Origin of the sequence: Kribbella sp. ALI-6-A (assembly GCF_001984195.1) — a bacterium.
Lineage (GTDB): Bacteria > Actinomycetota > Actinomycetes > Propionibacteriales > Kribbellaceae > Kribbella.
Map to the genome: position 1 here is coordinate 1,686,771 of NZ_MTQN01000012.1, position 18,082 is coordinate 1,704,852.

19 protein-coding genes are annotated in these 18,082 nt (G+C 70.2%); 8 read left to right on the forward strand and 11 right to left on the reverse strand.

The window, feature by feature from the left end:
- Positions 1–20: 20 nt before the first annotated feature.
- The 6 genes from BWI15_RS34535 to BWI15_RS34560 are packed head-to-tail and all read right to left on the reverse strand — an operon-like array spanning position 21 to position 6,538.
- Positions 21–1,760: an FAD-dependent oxidoreductase gene (locus tag BWI15_RS34535; protein ID WP_077018684.1), complete on the reverse strand. Its 1,740-nt coding sequence runs from the start codon at positions 1,758–1,760 to the stop codon at positions 21–23.
- Positions 1,757–2,614: an intradiol ring-cleavage dioxygenase gene (locus tag BWI15_RS34540; RefSeq protein WP_237771584.1), complete on the reverse strand. Its 858-nt coding sequence runs from the start codon at positions 2,612–2,614 to the stop codon at positions 1,757–1,759. Before BWI15_RS34540 ends, BWI15_RS34535 begins: the two co-directional genes overlap by 4 nt.
- Positions 2,615–2,622: 8 nt before the next feature.
- On the reverse strand, positions 2,623–3,828 hold the full coding sequence (locus tag BWI15_RS34545) for a thiolase family protein (protein WP_077018686.1): 1,206 nt from the start codon (positions 3,826–3,828) through the stop codon (positions 2,623–2,625).
- Entirely contained in the window at positions 3,825–4,964 is a 1,140-nt protein-coding gene (locus BWI15_RS34550; RefSeq protein WP_083751168.1) for a maleylacetate reductase, read from the reverse strand. Before BWI15_RS34550 ends, BWI15_RS34545 begins: the two co-directional genes overlap by 4 nt.
- On the reverse strand, positions 4,957–5,709 hold the full coding sequence (locus BWI15_RS34555) for a CoA-transferase subunit beta (RefSeq protein ID WP_077018688.1): 753 nt from the start codon (positions 5,707–5,709) through the stop codon (positions 4,957–4,959). The genes BWI15_RS34550 and BWI15_RS34555 overlap by 8 nt, the downstream gene beginning before the upstream one ends.
- Positions 5,702–6,538 carry a CoA transferase subunit A gene (locus BWI15_RS34560; protein ID WP_077018689.1) on the reverse strand — a complete coding sequence of 279 codons (837 nt, stop codon included), beginning with the start codon at positions 6,536–6,538 and terminating at the stop codon, positions 5,702–5,704. Before BWI15_RS34560 ends, BWI15_RS34555 begins: the two co-directional genes overlap by 8 nt.
- Positions 6,539–6,598: 60 nt before the next feature.
- On the opposite strand from BWI15_RS34560, the gene BWI15_RS34565 reads away from it, so the two are divergent.
- Positions 6,599–7,381, forward strand: coding sequence for an IclR family transcriptional regulator domain-containing protein (locus BWI15_RS34565; RefSeq protein ID WP_077018690.1), 783 nt, complete (start codon positions 6,599–6,601; stop codon positions 7,379–7,381).
- A gap of 65 nt (positions 7,382–7,446) precedes the next feature.
- Here BWI15_RS34565 and BWI15_RS34570 read toward each other — a convergent pair whose 3' ends face one another.
- A complete protein-coding gene (locus BWI15_RS34570) occupies positions 7,447–8,466 on the reverse strand; it encodes an SIS domain-containing protein (protein WP_077018691.1) in 1,020 nt (339 codons plus the stop codon).
- Positions 8,467–8,608: 142 nt separating this feature from the next.
- Between BWI15_RS34570 and BWI15_RS34575 the strand changes: the two genes are divergently transcribed.
- The 3 genes from BWI15_RS34575 (at position 8,609) to BWI15_RS34585 (ending at position 11,020) form a co-directional block, all read left to right on the forward strand.
- On the forward strand, positions 8,609–9,331 hold the full coding sequence (locus BWI15_RS34575; RefSeq protein ID WP_077018692.1) for a GntR family transcriptional regulator: 723 nt from the start codon (positions 8,609–8,611) through the stop codon (positions 9,329–9,331).
- A 192-nt stretch (positions 9,332–9,523) separates the two neighbouring features.
- Positions 9,524–10,549 (forward strand): class II fructose-bisphosphate aldolase, encoded by a 1,026-nt coding sequence (fbaA, locus tag BWI15_RS34580; protein WP_077018693.1) that lies wholly within the window; start codon positions 9,524–9,526, stop codon positions 10,547–10,549.
- Positions 10,550–10,672: 123 nt separating this feature from the next.
- Positions 10,673–11,020, forward strand: coding sequence for a hypothetical protein (locus BWI15_RS34585; protein WP_143466076.1), 348 nt, complete (start codon positions 10,673–10,675; stop codon positions 11,018–11,020).
- 12 nt (positions 11,021–11,032) lie between these two features.
- On the opposite strand, the gene BWI15_RS34590 is transcribed toward BWI15_RS34585, so the two are convergent.
- The 3 genes from BWI15_RS34590 to BWI15_RS34600 form a co-directional block, all read right to left on the reverse strand.
- Positions 11,033–12,076, reverse strand: coding sequence for a hypothetical protein (locus tag BWI15_RS34590; RefSeq protein WP_143466078.1), 1,044 nt, complete (start codon positions 12,074–12,076; stop codon positions 11,033–11,035).
- Between the two features lie 80 nt (positions 12,077–12,156).
- The gene (locus BWI15_RS34595; protein ID WP_237771585.1) at positions 12,157–13,236 is read right to left on the reverse strand and encodes a type IV toxin-antitoxin system AbiEi family antitoxin domain-containing protein; all 1,080 of its coding nucleotides are present in this window, start codon (positions 13,234–13,236) and stop codon (positions 12,157–12,159) included.
- An 89-nt stretch (positions 13,237–13,325) separates the two neighbouring features.
- Positions 13,326–13,775 (reverse strand): HNH endonuclease, encoded by a 450-nt coding sequence (locus BWI15_RS34600; RefSeq protein ID WP_077018696.1) that lies wholly within the window; start codon positions 13,773–13,775, stop codon positions 13,326–13,328.
- A gap of 145 nt (positions 13,776–13,920) precedes the next feature.
- On the opposite strand from BWI15_RS34600, the gene BWI15_RS34605 reads away from it, so the two are divergent.
- The 3 genes from BWI15_RS34605 to BWI15_RS34615 all read left to right on the forward strand — a co-directional run bounded on the left by BWI15_RS34605 (position 13,921) and on the right by BWI15_RS34615 (position 16,567).
- Positions 13,921–14,328 carry a DUF3151 domain-containing protein gene (locus BWI15_RS34605; protein ID WP_077018697.1) on the forward strand — a complete coding sequence of 136 codons (408 nt, stop codon included), beginning with the start codon at positions 13,921–13,923 and terminating at the stop codon, positions 14,326–14,328.
- Positions 14,329–14,467: 139 nt separating this feature from the next.
- Complete coding sequence (locus BWI15_RS34610) at positions 14,468–15,205, forward strand: 2-phosphosulfolactate phosphatase (RefSeq protein WP_077018698.1); 738 nt, start codon at positions 14,468–14,470, stop codon at positions 15,203–15,205.
- A 165-nt stretch (positions 15,206–15,370) separates the two neighbouring features.
- A complete protein-coding gene (locus BWI15_RS34615; protein WP_077018699.1) occupies positions 15,371–16,567 on the forward strand; it encodes an MFS transporter in 1,197 nt (398 codons plus the stop codon).
- Here the strand turns inward: BWI15_RS34615 and BWI15_RS34620 are convergent.
- Positions 16,558–17,376 carry an AraC family transcriptional regulator gene (locus tag BWI15_RS34620; protein WP_077018700.1) on the reverse strand — a complete coding sequence of 273 codons (819 nt, stop codon included), beginning with the start codon at positions 17,374–17,376 and terminating at the stop codon, positions 16,558–16,560. The genes BWI15_RS34615 and BWI15_RS34620 overlap by 10 nt on opposite strands.
- 57 nt (positions 17,377–17,433) lie before the next feature.
- Between BWI15_RS34620 and BWI15_RS34625 the strand changes: the two genes are divergently transcribed.
- A complete protein-coding gene (locus BWI15_RS34625) occupies positions 17,434–17,931 on the forward strand; it encodes a VOC family protein (RefSeq protein ID WP_077018701.1) in 498 nt (165 codons plus the stop codon).
- The last annotated feature ends 151 nt before the right edge of the window (positions 17,932–18,082 follow it).

Consider the following 18,082-nt stretch of genomic DNA (forward strand, 5'->3'; position numbering starts at 1 on the left):
CACCCGTTGGCAGGTTGCGGTCAGCGGCCGAGGATCGCCGCGAACGCCTGCTGCAGCGCCTCGGCCGGATCATCCGGTACGCCGGCCGCCCGGTACGCGATGTGCGCGTCGGGCCGGACCACCAGGCAGCCGCTGTCGGGAATCTCGCGCAGCCGGGCCCAGTCGCCGTACAGGTCCTCGAGCTCGCGGCCGGGTCCGATCACCGCGGCCTCGATCGGCAGGCCGAGCGACTCGGAGACGGCCTGCGTGGCCTTCACCCAGGACTCGCCGCCGATGCCGGTCAGCACGGTGAAGCGGCCCTTGCCGACCACGTCCAGCGTCGAGACCGTCTCGGTGCCACGGGTCAGCCAGCAGTGCGGAATGCGCGCGCCCGGCCACGTGGTCGGGTGGTAGTACAGCTCCGGATCACGGTCGTACGCCGGCTCCGGCGTACCGTCCGGGACGACCGCGCCCGAGGTGTAGCGCTGACCGAGCTCGACGCCGTGCGCGTTGAACTCGTAGTCCTTCAGCTCGATCGCCTTGCGCAGTTCCTCGCGCTGCGCGACGCCCTCGGGGGTGTCGTCCTTGCGGGACTCGATCGTGCGCCCGGCCGGCGCGTCCGGCGTCATCCCGAGCGCGGCGAAGATCTGCCCGAACTGGGTCCGGCTCTTGTTGGCGCGCTCGACGATCTGCCGCGCGATCGGCACCCGCTCCTCGTCGTACGACGCCAGCAGCGTCGGCGAGGCCTGGCCCTTCAGCACCAGCGACAGCTTCCAGGCCAGGTTGTACGCGTCCTGGATCGACGTGTTGGAGCCAAGCCCGTTGCTCGGCGGGTGCCGGTGGATCGCGTCGCCCATGCAGAACACCCGGCCGGCCGAGGCGCGTTCGGCGTACATGTGGTTGACGCTCCACACCGAGGTGCCCTTGAGCTTCACGTCGATCGTGTCGTCACCCACCAGGTTGTGCACGATCTCGGTCGCCATCGCCTCGTCGACCACCGGCGGAGGCTGATTGATGTCGTAGCCCCAGACGATCAGCCACTCGTTCCACGGCCGGACCATCCGGATCAGTCCGGCGCCGATGCCGCCGATCTGGGCGCCCGGCTGCAGCACCCAGTACAGGACGCTCGGCCGGTGCGCGACGTACTTGGACAGGTCGGCCTCGAAGACGATGTTCATCGAGCCCTCGACGTCCATCTGGCCGGCCATCGGCAGCCCGACGTCCTGCGCGACCTTGCTCCGGCCGCCGTCCGCGCCGATCAGGTACTTGGCCCGGATGTCGTACTCCGAACCGCTCAGCCGGTCCCGGACGTGCGCGGTGACGCCGTCGGCGTCCTGCTCCAGCGACAGGTACTCGGTGTCGAACCGAACCCGGGCGCCGCGACTGGCCGCCGTACTGACCAGGATCGGTTCGAACAACGTCTGCGGCAGGTCGCACGGCAAGGTGGGCGACGCCTCGGTGTAGTCGGCCAGCCGGCGCGGATGCGTTCCCCAGGTGCGGATCCGGCCGATCTCCTCACCGGCCAGGCTGGTGCAGAACGCGGTCTGGCCCATCAGCGCGTGCTCGGTGCCCTGGTCGGTGATCTGGTCCTCGATGCCCATGTCACGCATCAGCTCGACCGTGCGCTGGTTGGTGATGTGCGCCCGCGGGGTGTTCGCGGTCCACCGGTAGCGGGTCAGGACGACGTTGTCGACGCCGTAGCTGGACAGGAACAGCGACGCGGCCCCTCCGGCCGGGCCGCTGCCGACGATCAGGACGTCGGTCTCGAAGGCATCTGTCACAACGTCTCCTCGGTGGGGGCGAGTACCAGGTCGTAGTGCACCGACGCGTACGGCTGGCCGAGCTCGCGGCCGTCGGGCGCGGTCCCGGCCGGATGCTCGGTGAACTCGGCGATCAGCGAGTCCTTCACGCCGAACACCGCGTCGTTGGTCAGATACTCGTCGCCGGCCGCGAACACGTGGGTGATCAGGCGGGCGTAGCCGGGCGCGGTGACCATGAAGTGGATGTGCGCCGGGCGCATCGGGCCGCGGCCACCGGCTCGCAGCAGTTCGCCGACCGGACCGTCGTCGGGGATCGGGTAGGCGACCGGCCGGACCGACCAGAACGAGAAGTTGCCTTCGGCATCGGTAGTGAAGTGGCCGCGGTTCTGCGGGACGCCGAGGTCCTTCTGTACGTCGTAGAAGCCGTCCTCGTCGGCCTGCCAGGTCTCCACCAGCGCGCCGGCGACCGGTTCGCCCTGAGTGTTGAGGACCCGGCCGCTGACCAGGCACGGCTGCCCGGGCGCGCCGTTGGCGATGTCGTCGCCGAGCCCGTACGCCGGTGAGCCCTCGACGAAGAACGGGCCGAAGACCGTCGCCGCGGTCGCTTCCGGGGGGAGTTTGGTGTCGAGCCCGACGGTCAGCATCGACAGACCGAGCACGTCGGCGAGCAGGACGAACTCCTGCCGGGTCTCGGTCGAGATCTGACCGGTCCGGGTCAGGAAGTCGATGCCGCGGAAGTACTCCTGCTCGGTCAGGCCCACCTCGCGGGCGAACGCGTGCAGGTGCCGGACCAGCGCGCCCATCACCTCCCTGGTCCGCGGGTCGGCGCTGCCGTCGAAGCTCGCCACCACGTCCTCGGTCAGGTTGTCGCTCATGTCGCTCCTCATGCCTCGATCACCATCGCCAGTCCCTGGCCGACGCCGATGCACAGCGTCGCCAGGCCGTAGCCGCCGCCGCGCCGCCGCAGCTCGTGCGCGAGGGTGGTCAGAATCCTTGTCCCGGAGCTGCCCAGCGGATGGCCGAGGGCGATCGCTCCGCCGTTCACGTTGACCTTGGACCGGTCCAGGTGGGGCCATTCGCCGAGGCAGGCCAGGCTCTGCGCGGCGTACGCCTCGTTGAGCTCGACCAGCTTCAGGTCGTCCCAGCCGATGCCGGCCTTCGCGAGCGCCTTGCGGGCCGCCTCGACCGGCCCGATCCCGAAGTACTGCGGCTCGACGCCGTGCACCGCGCGGCTGACGATCCGGGCCAGCGGGTCGATCCCGAGCCGGCGGGCGGTCTGCTCGTCACCGATCAGTACGGCGGACGCGCCGTCGTTCAGCGTCGAGGCGTTGCCCGCGGTCACCGTGCCGTGCTCGCGGAAGGCAGGCTTCAGCTTGGCCATCACCTCAGGCGTGCCGCCCTCGCGGATCGACTCGTCGCGGGTCAGCGGCTGGGCTGCCTTGGGCAGGATCGGCGCAAGGTGCTCCCACGGGACCACTTCCCCGTCGAAGGTCCCCGCCGCCCAGGCCTTGGCCGCCTTCTCGTGCGACTCCAGCGCGAACAGGTCCTGCGCCTCGCGGGTGATTCCGTAGCGCTCGGCCAGTTGCTCGGTCGCCTCGCCGAGCGAGACCGTCCATTCCTTCGGCATCCGCGGGTTGACCAGGCGCCACCCGAGCGACGTCGACTCCGCCGTCATGCTGCCGTGCGGGAAGGCGCGGTCCGGCTTCGGCAACACCCAGGGCGCACGGCTCATCGACTCGACGCCGCCCGCGATCACGAGGTTCGCGTCCCCGGTCTCCACCGCTCGCGCGGCCTGGATCGCGGCTTCCAGACCTGATCCGCAGAGCCGGTTGACCGTCGTACCGGGGACGCTGGTGGGGAAGCCTGCGAGCAGGGCCGCCATCCGGGCGACGTCCCGGTTCTCTTCGCCGGCGCCGTTGGCGTTGCCGAGGAAGACGTCGTCGAGCTCCGCGGGGTCGAGCCCGGGGTGGCGGACGAGCAGCTCGCGCAGGGTGACTGCGGCCAAGTCGTCCGGCCGGCCGCCGGACAACGCCCCGCCGAGCTTGCCGACCGGCGTACGAACTGCGTCGAAGACGAACGCGGACTTCATCGCGCAACTCCTTGGCTGCCGCGCCCGGCTGCGCCGGGCGGATAGGTGGTAGAGGAGGAGGGGCCGTGCTCGGCCGCCCGCGGGCGATCGCCCGACCAGGCGGAGAGGAGGAGGTCGGTCAGCGCCTGTTCGTCGATCGGCACCACGTTCTCCACCCCGCTCGCCGCGAAGCTGTGAGCGGCGTCCTTCGCCTGGTGCTCGGTCAGGCCCAGGGACTTCAGGCTGGTCGGGACGCCTGCGGTGGTGAACAGATCGAACAAGCCGACGGCCAGGTCGGTCGTCTCCAGCGCGGCTTCGAGGCGTGCCTTGGCGCGGGGGACAGCGGAGGCGTTCAGCCGGGTCACGTGGGGGAGGACGGCGGCGTGGGTCTCCGCGTGGGGGAGACCGTAGGCGCCGCCGAGCAGGTGGCAGAGTTTGTGGTGCAGGCCCGTCCCTGCGGACGCGAGGGCGGAGCCGGCCAGGCCGGCGCCGTACAAGAGGTTGCCTCGGGCATCCAAATCGTGGCGATCCTCGATGACCGCGAGCAGGCCTTCGCGCAGGGCTCGGGCGCCCTCGACGGCGGTGACCTCGGTGATCGGGTCGGCCTTCGGCGTCCAGGTCGCTTCGACGCAGTGGGCCAGCGCGTTGGCGACGCTGGCCGCGGTGATGGCCAGCGGAAGGCGCGAGCTCAGCACGGGGTCGTAGACCACCGTTCGCGGCAGTACGGCCAGGTCGGTGCCGGTGGTCTTCATGCCGTCGGCGGTCTGGCCCCACACCGGTGTCATCTCCGAACCGGCGTACGTGGTCGGTACGGCGAGGATCGGCAGTGCGGTGGTCAGCGCGATCGCCTTCGCCAGCCCGATTGCCGAACCGCCGCCCAGCGCGACGATCCCGTCGGCGCCGACCTCGGCCGCCTTGGCTCGCGCGGCCTCGGCGCGATCGACCGGTACGTGCTGCCGCACCTCGTCGATCCGGCCCGCGAACCGATCACCCAGCGCGAGCTCGATCAGATCGGCCGACTCGCGTACGGAACCGGTGGAGATCAGCAGCGCCCGCGAGATGCCGAGCAGCTCGACCTCGCCCGCCACCCGATCCAGCGAACCAGGCCCGAAGACGATCCGGCTCGGAAAGCCGATGTGCACAAAGGATTCAGGCATCGGACGCCTCCCGGTTGCGGAGCCCACGCAGCGCGGTGAGCTCGGCGGTGGTCGGCGCCGGGACCTCTTGGATGCCCTCGGCAACTTTCAGTACCCACCCGGTCGTCGCCACCGCCTGCTCGACCGTGACGCCGGGATGCAATCGGGTCAGCGTCAGCTCGTTGGTCGACGGATCCGGTTCCAGGACGCCGTGGTCGGTGATCACTCGCGTCGGGCCCGCACCCGGTGCGACCCGCTCCCGCCCGGTCGGGCCGTAGCCGACCGACGACACGAAGTCGACGGTCTCGACGAACGTGCGCGGCGACTGCTTCACGATCACGATCACCCGGCGGGCCGCGGCCGCGATCTCCGGCGCACCGCCCGCGCCGGGCAGCCGGACCTTCGGATGCGCGTGGGCGCCGATCACGGTCGTGTTGATGTTGCCGAACCGGTCGATCTGCGCCGCGCCGAGGAACCCGACGTCGATCCGGCCGGCCCCGACCCAGAAGTTGAACATCTCCGGCACCGACACCACTGCGGTCGCCGTCGCGGCCAGGTCGTCGTCCCCGATCGACAGCGGCAACCGGCGCGGCTTGGCGTCGATCGCGCCCGACTCGTAGACCAGCCGGCAATTCGGCGCGTGCGTCCGGCGGGCCAGGTTCGCGGCCAGGTTGGGCGGCCCGACGCCCACCAGGCAGACGTCGCCATCGTGCAGTTCCCGCGCCGCGGCGACGTTCATCATCTCGGCGCTGTCCCACTCAGGCATCCGCGCTCTCCTTGAGATCGTTGTCGGCCGCCCAGGCCAGGAACGAGTCCCGGTCCCGCGCGATCGCGTCCCAGCGCTGGTAGAAGTCGTTGTCCCGGACGGAGTAGCCGGCGGCGTACGAGGGCCAGGCGCCGTTCGGGACGACGCAGACCGCGCTCAGCACCCAGTTCGGCAGGATCACCGCGCCGGTCCGCTCGGGGAACTCGTCGACGACCTGCTCGACCGTGACGATCGCCCGGTCCGCGGCCAGCACGGCTTCGCGCTGGACGCCGGTGATGCCCCAGAGCATCACGTTGCCGTCGCGGTCGGCGAGCTGCGCGTGGATCACCGTGACGTCGGGGTTGACCGCCTTCACCGCGGCGAGCTCCTCGCCGGTGAACGGGCAGGTGACGCTGGAGATGATGTCGCGCTGCCGCTCCAGGTCGGTCCCGCGATAACCCCGCAGTACGGCGAACGGCAGCCGCGCGGCGCCGGCGGAGTACGCGTTCGCGAGCCCGGCGTGGCTGTGCTCCTGGACGGCGAGCGGATGCGGCCAGGAGTTCTCCACCGCGTCGCGCAGCCGGTGCAGCGAGCCGACGCCGGGGTTGCCGCCGTACGAGAAGACGAGCCGGTCGGCGACGCCGAGCCCGATCAGCTGGTCGTAGACGAGGTCCGGCGTCATCCGGACCAGGGTCAGGTGGCGGCGGCCCTGGCGCGCGATCTCGTGCGCCGCGGCGAACGGGATCAGATGCGTGAAGCCCTCGAGTGCGACCGTGTCCCCGTCGTGCACGTGCTCGGCGATCGCTTCGGACAGCGCGGTGATGGTTCCGGGAGGGGCTGGACTCGGCATGAAAGCTCCGCTAGGATTTCGCTGAGCGAAAAGTTCTTCTTTCAACGAAAAGGCTAGCCGATGTCCGGTGAGGCGTCCACAGGTACGTTCCTGCAAGGGCTGGAGCGTGGGCTGGCGGTGATTCGCGCGTTCTCGGCGGAGACACCGTCGCTGACGCTGAGCGAGGTCGCCCGCGACGTCGGCATCACGCCGGCCACCGCGCGGCGGATCCTGCTGACACTGGAGCAGCTCGGCTACGTGCGGAGCGACGGCCGGCGGTTCGCGCTGACGCCGCGGGTGCTGGCTCTGGGCTGGGCGTACCTGTCGTCGCTGGACCTCGGGGACATCGCCGGTCCGTTCATGGAGGAGCTGAGCGCGCAGACCCGCGAGTCCTGCTCGATCGCGACGCTGGACCTGCCCGACATCGTGTACGTGGCGCGGGTGCCGACCAGCCGGATCATGACGGTCGCGCTGGGTGTCGGGGCCCGGCTGCCGGCGTACGCGACGTCGATGGGCCGGGTGCTGCTGGCCGGGCTGCCTGATGACGAGTTGGCGGCGTACCTGTCGTCGGTGGAGACCGAGCAGCTCACCGAGCACACGGTGACGTCACCCGACGAGCTCCGCGAGGTGATCAAGCAAGCCGGCACCGACGGCTACGCGGTCGTGGACCAGGAGCTGGAACTGGGACTCCGCTCGATCGCCGTACCGATCCTGGACTCGCGCGGCCGGGCGACCGCCGCCTTGAACGTGTCGGCCCACGCCTCCCGCAGTACGCGCGCCGCCCTCCGCGCCGAGGTCCTGAAGCCCCTGCGGGAATGCGCGGACCAGATCGGCACAGCCCTCCGCCGCCGCGGCCGGATCTGAGCACGAAAGAGCCGCCGCTCCCCGGAACCTGGGGGAGCTGCGGCTCTTGTTGTTCGTGGTGAAAATCAGTCGGTCTGGGTGACCTTGCGGAGACCACGCGGGGCGTCCGGGTCCAGGCCGAGCTTGCGGGCCAGCGCCTCGATGGCGCGCTGGGCAGGGATTACCAAGGCCAACGGCGCAAGGGTCTCCGGCAGATCGGGCCCAGCGAGGTTCACGTCACACAGGGAAGCGAACTTCGCGTCCCCACCGATGCCGAGGATCTTGCTGCCCTTCTCGCGCACGATCGACGCCAGCTCCGTCATCCCCGGCAGCGCCGGACCGTCGGCCGCCGCGACGAGAATCGTGACGAGATCCGCGTCGACCACCGCGATCGGGCCGTGCTTCAGGTCGGCGTACGACAGACCGCGGACCGGCTGCAGGCAGGTCTCCTCCAGCTTGAGCGCCACCTCCAAGGTGGTGCCGAAGGTGAGACCCCGGCCGCTCGACAGCACGTCGTGAGCACCGGCGAGCAGCTCCGCCGCCGCGTCGACCGAGCCCTCCAGCATCTTCGCCGCGGCCTCCGGGACGCGCGCGATGTCCGCGTCCAGCGTGCCCGGCTTCTGCGCCAGTGCGTCGACGGCGACGGTGATCGCGGCCAGCTGCGTGGTGTAGGTCTTGGTCGCCGGGACGGCCAGTTCCTTGCCCGCCTGGGTGATCAGCGCGACGTCCGCCGTCGCGGCCAGCGGGCTGTCGGCGTCGTTGGTGATGCCGACGATCGCGGCGCCGTTGCGCTTGGCCCACTCCGCGGTGTCGACGATCTCCTGGGTCGCGCCGGACTGGCTGACCGCCACGACCAGCGAGTTCGACAGGTCGAGGTTCGCGCCGTACAGCGTGGCCACCGACGGCGCGGCCAGCGAGGCCTGCCGACCGGCGTGGATCTCGGTCAGGTAGCGGCCGTAGACCCCGGCGTTGTCCGAGGAGCCCCGGGCGACGAAGATCACGTGCCGGCGGCCGGCCGCGAGCCGGGTGACGTCGTGCCGGCTGGGCAGCACGTGCTCGAACGTGGCGGCCAGGGCGGCCGGCTGCTCGGCGATCTCGCGCGCCATCTGGGTAGCAGGGGCGGGGACAGACACCACTGGGATCACTGGTCCTATCTGGTCTTAACAGGTATGCTGCGCACGATAGCAGTGAGCGGTCGTCTCGGGCACCCCCCGCGGCAACGCCGAAGGTCTGGAGGATCGAGATTCGATGGTGGCTACCAAGCGGGCCCAGGTCCGGTCGGTGCTGGAACGGCTGATCGACGTCGAACTGCACCCCGGCGACCCCATCCCGTCCGAGCGTGCCCTGGTGGACAAGCTGAACGTCTCCCGGGTGACCGTCCGGCAGGCGATCAGCGACCTGGTCGAGTCCGGCGCGCTGGAACGCGTGCACGGCAAGGGCACGTTCGTCACCGGACCGCAGGTCGACTCCCAGCTGCACCTGACCTCGTTCTCCCGCGAGATGCGGGCCCGGGGTCTGGAGCCGGGCACGGTGGTGCTGTCGGCCACCGAGATCGAGGCCTCCGACGAGACCGCCAAGGGACTGCGCGTCGCCAAGGGCACGAAGGTGATCCGGGTCGAGCGGTTGCGTACCGCCGACGCGTCCCCGATGGCCTACGAGGTCGGGTACTACCCGTCCGCGCTGTTCCCCGGCCTGCTCGGCCGCGAACTCGGCACCCTGTACGACGTCTTCGCCAGCGAGTACGACGTCGTCGTCACCTCGGGTGAGCAGACCGTCCGGGCGGACAACGCCGACGGTCATGTCGCCCGCGTCCTCGGCGTGGCCCGGCGGGCACCCCTGCTGGTCCTCGAGCGGACGACGTTCGCCGGCCGCAAGGTCGTCGAACTGTCCTGGTCGGCCTACCGCGCCGACCGCTACCGGTTGCACATGGCCCTCACTCCCCGCGGCCCGCGCTCCGGATCGTCCACCTGACCCCGTGGCGTCCGAAGAACCCGAGGCTGTAGCGCACGGTTCTTCGGATGTTGCAGACCGACTGTTGCCTGTTGTTCGCTCCCCGGTCATCCTGACCGGCTCAACAGGTGGGCCACCACGGACGACGAGGTCCGCGATGGCGATACTGGAGCTCAACCCACATGAACTGTGCTGTGAGGAGTACCGCGAGACATGCCTATTGCCACCCCTGAGGTCTACGCCGAGATGCTGGACAAGGCCAAGCAGAACCGCTTCGCCTACCCGGCCATCAACGTCAGCTCCTCGCAGACGCTGACCGCCGCGATCCGCGGGTTCGCCGAGGCGGGCTCGGACGGCATCGTCCAGGTCTCCACCGGCGGTGCGGAGTACCTGTCCGGCTCGACGATCAAGAACATGGTCACCGGTTCGGTCGCGCTGGCGGCGTACGCGCACGAGGTCGCGAAGAACTACAACGTGAACATCGCGCTGCACACCGACCACTGCCCCAAGGACAAGCTGGACGGGTTCGTCCGGCCGCTGCTGGAGATCTCCGCCGAGCGGGTCGCCCGCGGCGAGAACCCGCTGTTCCAGTCGCACATGTGGGACGGTTCGGCGGTTCCGCTGGACGAGAACCTGGAGATCGCCAAGGACCTGCTGGCCAAGGCGCACGCGGCCAAGATCGTGCTGGAGATCGAGGTGGGCGTCGTCGGTGGTGAGGAGGACGGCGTCGCGAACGAGATCAACGACAAGCTGTACACCACGGTCGAGGACGGCCTGGCCACGGTCGAGGCGCTCGGCACCGGCGAGAACGGCCGCTACCTGACCGCGCTCACCTTCGGCAACGTGCACGGCGTCTACAAGCCCGGCTCGGTCAAGCTGCGCCCGGAGATCCTGAAGGAGATCCAGGACGCGGTCGGCGCGAAGGTCGGCAAGGACCGTCCGTTCGACCTGGTCTTCCACGGCGGCTCCGGCTCGACGCTGGAGGAGATCCGCGCCGCGGTCGACAACGGCGTGATCAAGATGAACGTCGACACCGACACGCAGTACGCGTTCACCCGCCCGGCCGCGGCGCACATGTTCAGCAACTACGACGGTGTGCTGAAGGTCGACGGCGAGGTCGGCAACAAGAAGGCCTACGACCCCCGCGCCTGGGGCAAGGCCGCCGAGGCCGGCATGGCCCAGCGCGTCGCCGAGGCCTGCGAGCACCTGCGCTCGACGGGCACGTCGCTCAACGCCTGACCCAGCACCACCGCTGAGCCGCCGGCTCCCGCATCACCAGGCGGGGATCGCGGCTCCGCACTCGCACCACCGACGGACCCGCTGCGCCAGCAGCGGGTCCGTTCGTGCATCCAGGGACGACGAATGCCGCGACGACAGTTCCCCTTGCTCCACCTCGTGCCCACCGAACTGCGCGACATCGTGCTCGACTTCGTCTGGAACGCCGATCGGCTGCGCGAGCTGGACCTACCCACCACAACCGTGCCCGTCAGCGAACTCGACTGGCACCTCAACCTCCCGTTCTGGGCGGTCGACGACGTGCCGTTCCAGGTGACACCCCGGCAGATCGCCACGGAGCCACACCGGTTCTCGGCGCAGTACGAGCGCATGCTCGCCGCGGATCTGCAGTTCCCCTTGGACGTGGTCGTGCGCACGGACCAGATCGCGGTGCGGGCCCTGCCCTGGGACCGGCTGGACGACATCGCTGGGTGAGCCGGCTCGGAATCATCGGACGGAGAGTCCTCCCCAGTCAGGGGCGTAGAACGGGGTGATGGACTGACAGTCGGTGATCGGCTCGTCAGCCGGGGTGAAGCCCCAGAGCCAGCCGAGGCGGTCGGTGCGGCCGTCCTTGAGGGAGAACGAGACCGGCTTGCCGACCAACTGCGGGGCTGAAAGGGACTTGGTGACGACGCCGGTGGCTACGGCGACCGGACCACCAACAGCCAGGCAGGTGATCCGTCCCTGGAAGTCGGCGACGACCTGCCCGTCGGGTTTGTGGTGGGTCACGTGGAATCCGCCCTTCACCTGCAAGGCGTTGTCTCCGGGAGCAATCCGAGCGGCAAGGGCGAAGCGCAGTGGATCGCCGACGAACGGCGGCGACTTGCTGGTCCCGCCCAGGACCGCGTAGATCCGGGAGCCGGCCGCGTCCGACTGCACGTCCACCTGGGCAGCGGAGGACCGCTGATCCGGCCCGCCTTCAACGCGGAAGTCACCCCAGCTCACGGCGAAGTGCGGAGCAGTGCCCTGGACGCGGCTGACCGGCGCGCCGAAGAAACCCCAGACCCAGCCGATCCGATCCGATGCCCGCGGAGCAGACCCGCGCGGCCGGCCGCTGTCGTACACGGTGAGCGCGATCTTCTGACCGGCCATCTCCAGCGGCAGCCCGGGATGCTCGGCCTCGTCGATCACGCCGGTCAGCGTCGCGACCTCGTCCACGGCGTACAGGCTCGTCACCTTGCCGCTGAACTCGGCCAGCAGTCGCCCGTCCGGCTTGCGATGGACGACGTGGAACGTTCCGGTCGGGTTCAGCGGATCGACGGCTCGCGCGTCGACCTCGAAGCTGACCGGGTCACCGGCGTAGTCACGCCACTCCGGGCCGAGCGCACCGCCGGCTTTTCCGGCGACCTCCATGACGTGAGATGCCGCTGCGGCGACGGGCGTCGGTGGGCTCGCGGCCGACGGCGCTCCAGCCAGTACGGCGGCAACGCTGACGACGGCGATTCCCAGCGCTCCGGCGCGGAGAATCCTTCGGCGGTTCATGGTGTGCACGTGTGCCTCAGCTCCTTCGATTGGTACCACCACCGTCGCCAGTGCGGCCGCGCAGCGGATCCCTCCAGCGAACGAAGTGACTAGCTCTGACGGGTGATCGGACCCTGAGTGCTCAGCTCGGCCGAACGGCGCGCTCGACGGGCTCGACGGGCGGGATCGAGGGTCCTGACCGCGGTCGCACGGTGCGCTCGGGCGAACGTCGTGCGCACCCGCTCGGTCACCTCGACCGGATCGTCGAGATCGGCCCAGGAGATCCAGCAGTAGCCGGCCGGCGACGGATCGACGGGCAGACCTGGCCGCGGGACACCGAACGCTCGGTCGGCCGCCTCGGCGAGATAGGCGGCGAGCGCGGGCGCGCCCTCGTCGGCCGCATCGGTCCAGTACGGGCGGTACGGCTCGAACTCGACGACGGTCCGCTCGGCGGGAAACCACAACGAACAGCCGAGCTGGTCCGCGTCGACGCCGGGCGGCGGGGACGAGGACGGCATGGGCAGCCCCGCGTCGGCCAGAATCACGCGCAGCCGGGACTCGGCGACCGACGCCGACTCAGACGTCGCCCGAGTCACGATGCTCCGAGCCCGTTCGGCCCCCTCGATCAGATGCTCGGTGGCTTTCCGCAAAGCGGCCGTCGTAGTGAGCCCCGAGTACAGGCTGGCATCCGCAACAGCCTGCGCAGGCGCGGGTGGACAGGTCGCCGCCACCTCGGCGACCGTGCGCGGAGGCGACGTCAGGCGCACCCCGTTCCACGCCACGACGCCAGGTCCCACAGGGCTCCGCACATGCCGTACGACGTCCGGCTTCGCCACCACCCGCCCGCGCAGCACCCCGGGAATCTCCTCGGGAGCCGCGAGGGTGAGATGCACCTCGGACAGGTCGAGCCCCCACAGCGGAAGCCCGTGCAGGGCCGCCGCCGACTGGTGGCTGGCGATCCGGCCCGAGGACTCGCGCAGCAGCTGGAACGTCCGGCGTACGTGCAGGGTCTCGTCGGTGACCAGGGTCAGATCGCGAAAGGCGGCGTACCGGCCGGGGCGGATCCGGCGCCAGCCGCCGGTGCTGAGCAGGGTGTCGATGTCGGGATCGGTGTAGCCGCAGGCGCGGGCGTCGGCGCGGGTGAAGACGCCGCCGCGGATCGCGCGCAGCACGCTGAGGGTTGGGTTCACACCTCAGAAGATGCCGCGATCACCACCACCGGCGAGCACCTCGTCGTGAGCCTGTGGACGACCCTGGAAAAGGGCATAAAAAAGGCCCGTCATGTCTCTATGACGAGCTCGGCGCGGGTTGGTACCCAGGGTTGCCACAGCAGGGGCATGTTGGCCTCGGACGGCGTCCGGTTGCCCTTCCGCTCGTTGCAGGCGGCATGGGCGGCGACCGCGTTCAGCCACTCCGTGCGGCCGCCTCTGGACCTGGGTTGGACGTGGTCCATGGTGTCGGCGTTGTCCAGTCCGCAGTAGGCACACCGGAACCTGTCCCGCCGCAGCACGCCGTGCTTGCTGTACTTCATCCGGCCGGCCGCGTACCGCCAGTGGGTGACGACGTAGCGCACCAGCCGGAGCACCCGTGGCACTGGAAAGGGCCCGATGGTCCGTTCGCCGTGCGCCTCTTCGACCACCGCGACCTCACGGACCAGCATCCGGATGGCGTGCTGGATCGAGACGGTGTGCAGCGGCTCGTACGACGCGTTCAGGACGATGACGCTCATCCGGTGCCTCCTTTCCGGCCGTAGCTGGGAACCACGGCGGTACGACGCAGGGTCTCAAGCATCCGTGGCCGGTACGTGAACGGTCAACGGATTTCGCCAGACGGTCACGTGCCGCAACGGCTGCGTGATCGGCGAAGATGTGCCTATGGAATTGAACAATCTGCTGAGTGGTCCACCCGAGACCCTACTCCCCGAGGACCCGGCCGCGGCGGAACTCGCCGCCGGGCTGCCGGCGGTGGAGGCGGCCGCCAGGTTCCCGACCTCCTCGCTGGCCTGGTCCGAACTGGCCGAGGAGGCGTTCGCCGGCGGCCGGACGATCGAGGCCTACGCGTACGCCCGGACCGGTTACCACCGCGGGCTCGACCTGCTGCGCCGCAACGGCTGGAAGGGCCACGGCCCGGTCCCGTGGGAGCACGAGCCGAACCGCGGCTTCCTGCGCTGCCTGGCGGTGCTGGGCAAGGCAGCGGCCGCCATCGACGAGAAGGACGAGGCCGAACGCTGCGCCACCTTCCTGCGCGACTCGTCGCCCACCGCGGCCGACGTCCTGAGCTGACTCCTCCGGGTGCATTTGGTGGGTGAACCCGCCAAATGCACCGTTGGCCCACCGGAATTCGACGGGCCAACGGGCCATTTCATGGGTTGACCCACGAAATGCGTTGTGGGCCGGGGGTCGGAGGGACAGGATCTGCGGGGTGACCAGCCCTTACGACCAGTCCGGGTACCGGGTCGGCTTCGACTGGAGCCCGGCCGGCGCCACGGCGGTTCCCGGTGCCCTGGTCGCGGTCGTCGACGTCCTCTCGTTCACCACCTCGGTGACGGTCGCCGCCGACCGCGGCATCACGGTTCTGCCCTACCGCTGGCGCGACAGCACAGCCCGCCAGTACGCCGAACAGCACGCCGCCGCGCTCGCCGTCGGCCGGTCCGAGGCGGGCCCGGACGGCATCAGTCTGTCCCCGGCCACCATCCGTCAGGCCCGCGACGTCGAGCGACTGGTCCTGCCGTCGCCCAACGGCTCCACCATCTCCCAGCAACTCGCCGACAGCGGCTCCACGGTCCTGGCCGTCTCCCTCCGCAACTACCAAGCAGCCGCGCAGTGGGCAGCAACACGAAACACCACCGTCGTGGCGATTGCTGCCGGCGAACGCTGGCCCGACGGCTCACTGCGCCCTGCGGTAGAAGATCTCTGGGGTGCCGGCGCGTTCATCGCAGCCCTTCAGGACCTCAGCGTCGGCCCGCTCTCACCGGAAGCCCGGGCCGCCGCGGCGGCGTACCGGGAGGTGGCGGGGGAGTTGCCGGAGCTGCTGAAGGAGTCTGCTGGTGGGCGGGAGCTGATCCAGTACGGCTACCCGCAGGACGTGGCGATCGCCGCGGAGGTCGGCAGTAGCCGGTCGGTGCCGATCCTGCGCGCTGGTGCGTTCGCGGTACACTGATGCCGATACAGACACCTCGATGTTCTGCCCGGTGACAGAGCCGGCAGGCGGCGTGCGTCCCCGCTTCCTGCCGAAAATGGACGGTTGTTGGCGGCACTGACGGACCGATGAAGCTGGACGCCCACGGTCAGATCACCGCCCCACCGGGTAGCGAAAGGCATTGCCGTGCCGGCACTCACCGGACGGATCAGCACGCCCCGCACCAGCTACGGCAGCGTCCTCGCGACGCCGGGAGCGTGGAAGTTCTTCCTCGCATCGGTTCCAGCGCGCATCGGCATCGCGATGACCGGCCTCGGCATCGTCTGGCTGGTGCACGGCTCCACCGGCTCGTACGCCGTGGCCGGCACCGTCACCGGTGGCTTCGCGGTCGCCGAAGCCCTGGCCGGACCGCAGGTCGCTCGCCTGATCGACCGCTACGGCCAGACCCGCATGCTGCCGATCATCCTGCTGCTCCATGCCGCCGCAGTGGCCCTGCTGATCACCCTCACCACTACTAACCAAACCCAGTGGCAGCTGGTCCTGGCCGGCGTGCTCGCCGGAGGCACGCTGCCCCAAGTAGGAGCGCAGACCTCCGCCCGCTGGGCCCATGCCCTTCGTGGTCGGCCAGGACTGTCCACTGCGTTCGCCCTGGAAGCCCTGAGCACCGGCGTCGCCTTCATGGTCGGCCCAGCACTCATCGGCACAGTCAGCTCGCTGACCAGCCCAGTAGCCGGCTCAGCTCTGGCCACCAGTCTCCTGATCGCAGGCGGCCTGGCCCTGGCAGTTCAACGCAGTACGGCGCCGCCGCCCGCCTCGGCCGATCGCCGGGAGAGCTCGGCGCGTCTGCTCACCCGCGGCTTCCTCATACTGGTTGCCACCACGATCGGCATCGGCCTGTTCTTCGGCAGCATGCAGGTCTCGGTCACGGCCTTCGCGGTCGACAGCGGCAGCCCCTCGCTGGCCGGACCGCTCTACGCGATCACCAGCCTGGTCAGCCTCTTCGCCGGATTCGCCTACGGGGCGAGGCATTGGCCGATGCGGCCGTCGAAGCAGTTCGTCCTGGCCCTGGCTGCTCTGACCATCAGCACGATCCCGCTGCTGCTGGTGAACTCCCCACTGGCGCTCGGACTCGCGCTGGCCCTTCCAGGCTTGGCGATCGCTCCCATCCAAACCCTGTCGGCCGTTCTCGCCGAGTCGGAGGTCGCACCCACGGTCCTCACGCAGGCCTTCACCTGGCTCAACTCCGGCAGCGCCGCCGGCGTCGCCCTCGGCGCAGCCTTCGCGGGCCGCGCGGTCGACGGCCACTCGGCCCAGTACGGCTTCGCGATCGCCCTGCTGGCCACCGCGACCGCCATGGCAGTCGCGCTGTTCCGTCAGCGGTAGGTGATCTGGCGTTCGGCAGCGGTGCGGGCGGCGTAGTCGCTCGGGGTGAGGCCGATCTGGTCCTTGAACTCGCGGGCGAAGTGGGCCTGGTCGAAGTAGCCGAGGGCAACGGCAAGGTCTGCGAGCTCGGTCACTTTGCCGCGGGCCAGGAGTTCGGCGCCGTCGTGCAGGCGGTAGCGGCGCAGGACCCACTTCGGGCCGACCCCGACGTAGCGGCGGAAAAGGCGTTGCAGCGTGCGGATCGGTACGCCGAACCGCTCGGTGAGCTGGTCCACCCGGGTCACCGAGCGGTCCTCGGCCATCGCCGCGACGATCCGCCGGACCAGCTCGTACGACGGGTCGTCGGCGACCAGGTGGTCGGCCAGGTAGGCCTCGACCACCGCGCGCCGCCGTACGTCGGACTCCTCGGCGAAGACCAGGTCGGCCAGCCGGTCGGCGTCGGGGAAGACCTCGGTCAACGGCAGCACCTGGTCGCGGAACGACGCCACGTCGCGGCCGGTCACCGCGCCGAAGCCGCCGGCCCAGAACTTGATCCCGAAGACCCGGCCGCGGCCGACCAGTCCACGTTCGAACTTGCGCGTGCAGACGCCGTTCAGGAACGCGCCGCCGGGCTGCTCGAAGGTCACGTTCACGCTCGGGTACGGCAGCACTTCGGCGACGTACGGCTCGGCCAGGTCCCACTCGACGATCCAGTACCACTCCACGAACCGGCCGGCCGCCGGTCCGGGCGCGAGCCGGCTCAGGCTGCGGTGCCGGGCCTGCTCCTGCGGGTGCAGGATGCCCTTCTCGCTGTCCGGCGGCTGGGTCACGGTGCCTGTCGCTTTCTTCCAAGACCCGGCGGGCCGGTCCGGCGTTGACTGTTCGGCATGACGACGAACACGGTAAACCCCATCCCCGACGGTTATCACTCGCTCACCCCGTACCTGGCCGTGGCCGACGGGCCAAAGGCGATCGAGTTCTACACCCAGGTGTTCGGCGCCGAGCTGGTCAGCCGGCAGGACATGCCCGACGGCCGGCTCGGGCAGGCGGAACTGCGGTTCGGCAACTCGATGCTGCAGCTCAGCGACCAGATGCCGCAGATCGGCCTGCGGGCCCCGAACGGCGAGTGGGTGCACTCGTCGCTGGTGCACTACGTGCCCGACGTCGACGCCACGTTCGCGAAGGCGATCGAGTACGGCGCCCGGCAGGTCGAGCCGGTCTCGACGTTCATGACCGGCGACCGCTACGGCACGGTGATCGACCCGTTCGGGCACCGCTGGGCGATCCTGACCAAGGTCGAGGACGTCTCCCGTGAGGAGGCCGACCGACGGGTCAAGGAATGGCTGGCGTCGAACCCGGAGGGCACAGGCGCGACGGAGGCCTGAGGCAAGGACCGCGGTCAGGGCACAAGGAAGCGGCCCGCCGGAACCGTCCCCTGCGGCAGTTTCGGCGGGCCGCTGACTAAGAGTGTGCACGTGATCACGGAAAATGGCAACCCCGTACGGGCGACCGAGGTCACCTGGACGCACCCCCATC

Excerpts from the sequence above, each read along its gene's own strand:
- BWI15_RS34540 (WP_237771584.1), bottom strand. The coding sequence starts at position 2,614 with ATGAGCGACAACCTGACCGAGGACGTGGTGGCGAGCTTCGACGGCAGC.
- BWI15_RS34625 (WP_077018701.1), top strand. The coding sequence starts at position 17,434 with ATGACGACGAACACGGTAAACCCCATCCCCGACGGTTATCACTCGCTC.
- BWI15_RS34550 (WP_083751168.1), bottom strand. The coding sequence starts at position 4,964 with ATGCCTGAATCCTTTGTGCACATCGGCTTTCCGAGCCGGATCGTCTTC.
- BWI15_RS34575 (WP_077018692.1), top strand. The coding sequence starts at position 8,609 with ATGGTGGCTACCAAGCGGGCCCAGGTCCGGTCGGTGCTGGAACGGCTG.
- BWI15_RS34545 (WP_077018686.1), bottom strand. The coding sequence starts at position 3,828 with ATGAAGTCCGCGTTCGTCTTCGACGCAGTTCGTACGCCGGTCGGCAAG.
- BWI15_RS34585 (WP_143466076.1), top strand. The coding sequence starts at position 10,673 with ATGCCGCGACGACAGTTCCCCTTGCTCCACCTCGTGCCCACCGAACTG.
- BWI15_RS34600 (WP_077018696.1), bottom strand. The coding sequence starts at position 13,775 with ATGAGCGTCATCGTCCTGAACGCGTCGTACGAGCCGCTGCACACCGTC.
- BWI15_RS34565 (WP_077018690.1), top strand. The coding sequence starts at position 6,599 with ATGTCCGGTGAGGCGTCCACAGGTACGTTCCTGCAAGGGCTGGAGCGT.
- BWI15_RS34555 (WP_077018688.1), bottom strand. The coding sequence starts at position 5,709 with ATGCCTGAGTGGGACAGCGCCGAGATGATGAACGTCGCCGCGGCGCGG.
- BWI15_RS34560 (WP_077018689.1), bottom strand. The coding sequence starts at position 6,538 with ATGCCGAGTCCAGCCCCTCCCGGAACCATCACCGCGCTGTCCGAAGCG.
- BWI15_RS34605 (WP_077018697.1), top strand. The coding sequence starts at position 13,921 with ATGGAATTGAACAATCTGCTGAGTGGTCCACCCGAGACCCTACTCCCC.
- fbaA (WP_077018693.1), top strand. The coding sequence starts at position 9,524 with ATGCCTATTGCCACCCCTGAGGTCTACGCCGAGATGCTGGACAAGGCC.
- BWI15_RS34570 (WP_077018691.1), bottom strand. The coding sequence starts at position 8,466 with ATGGCGCGCGAGATCGCCGAGCAGCCGGCCGCCCTGGCCGCCACGTTC.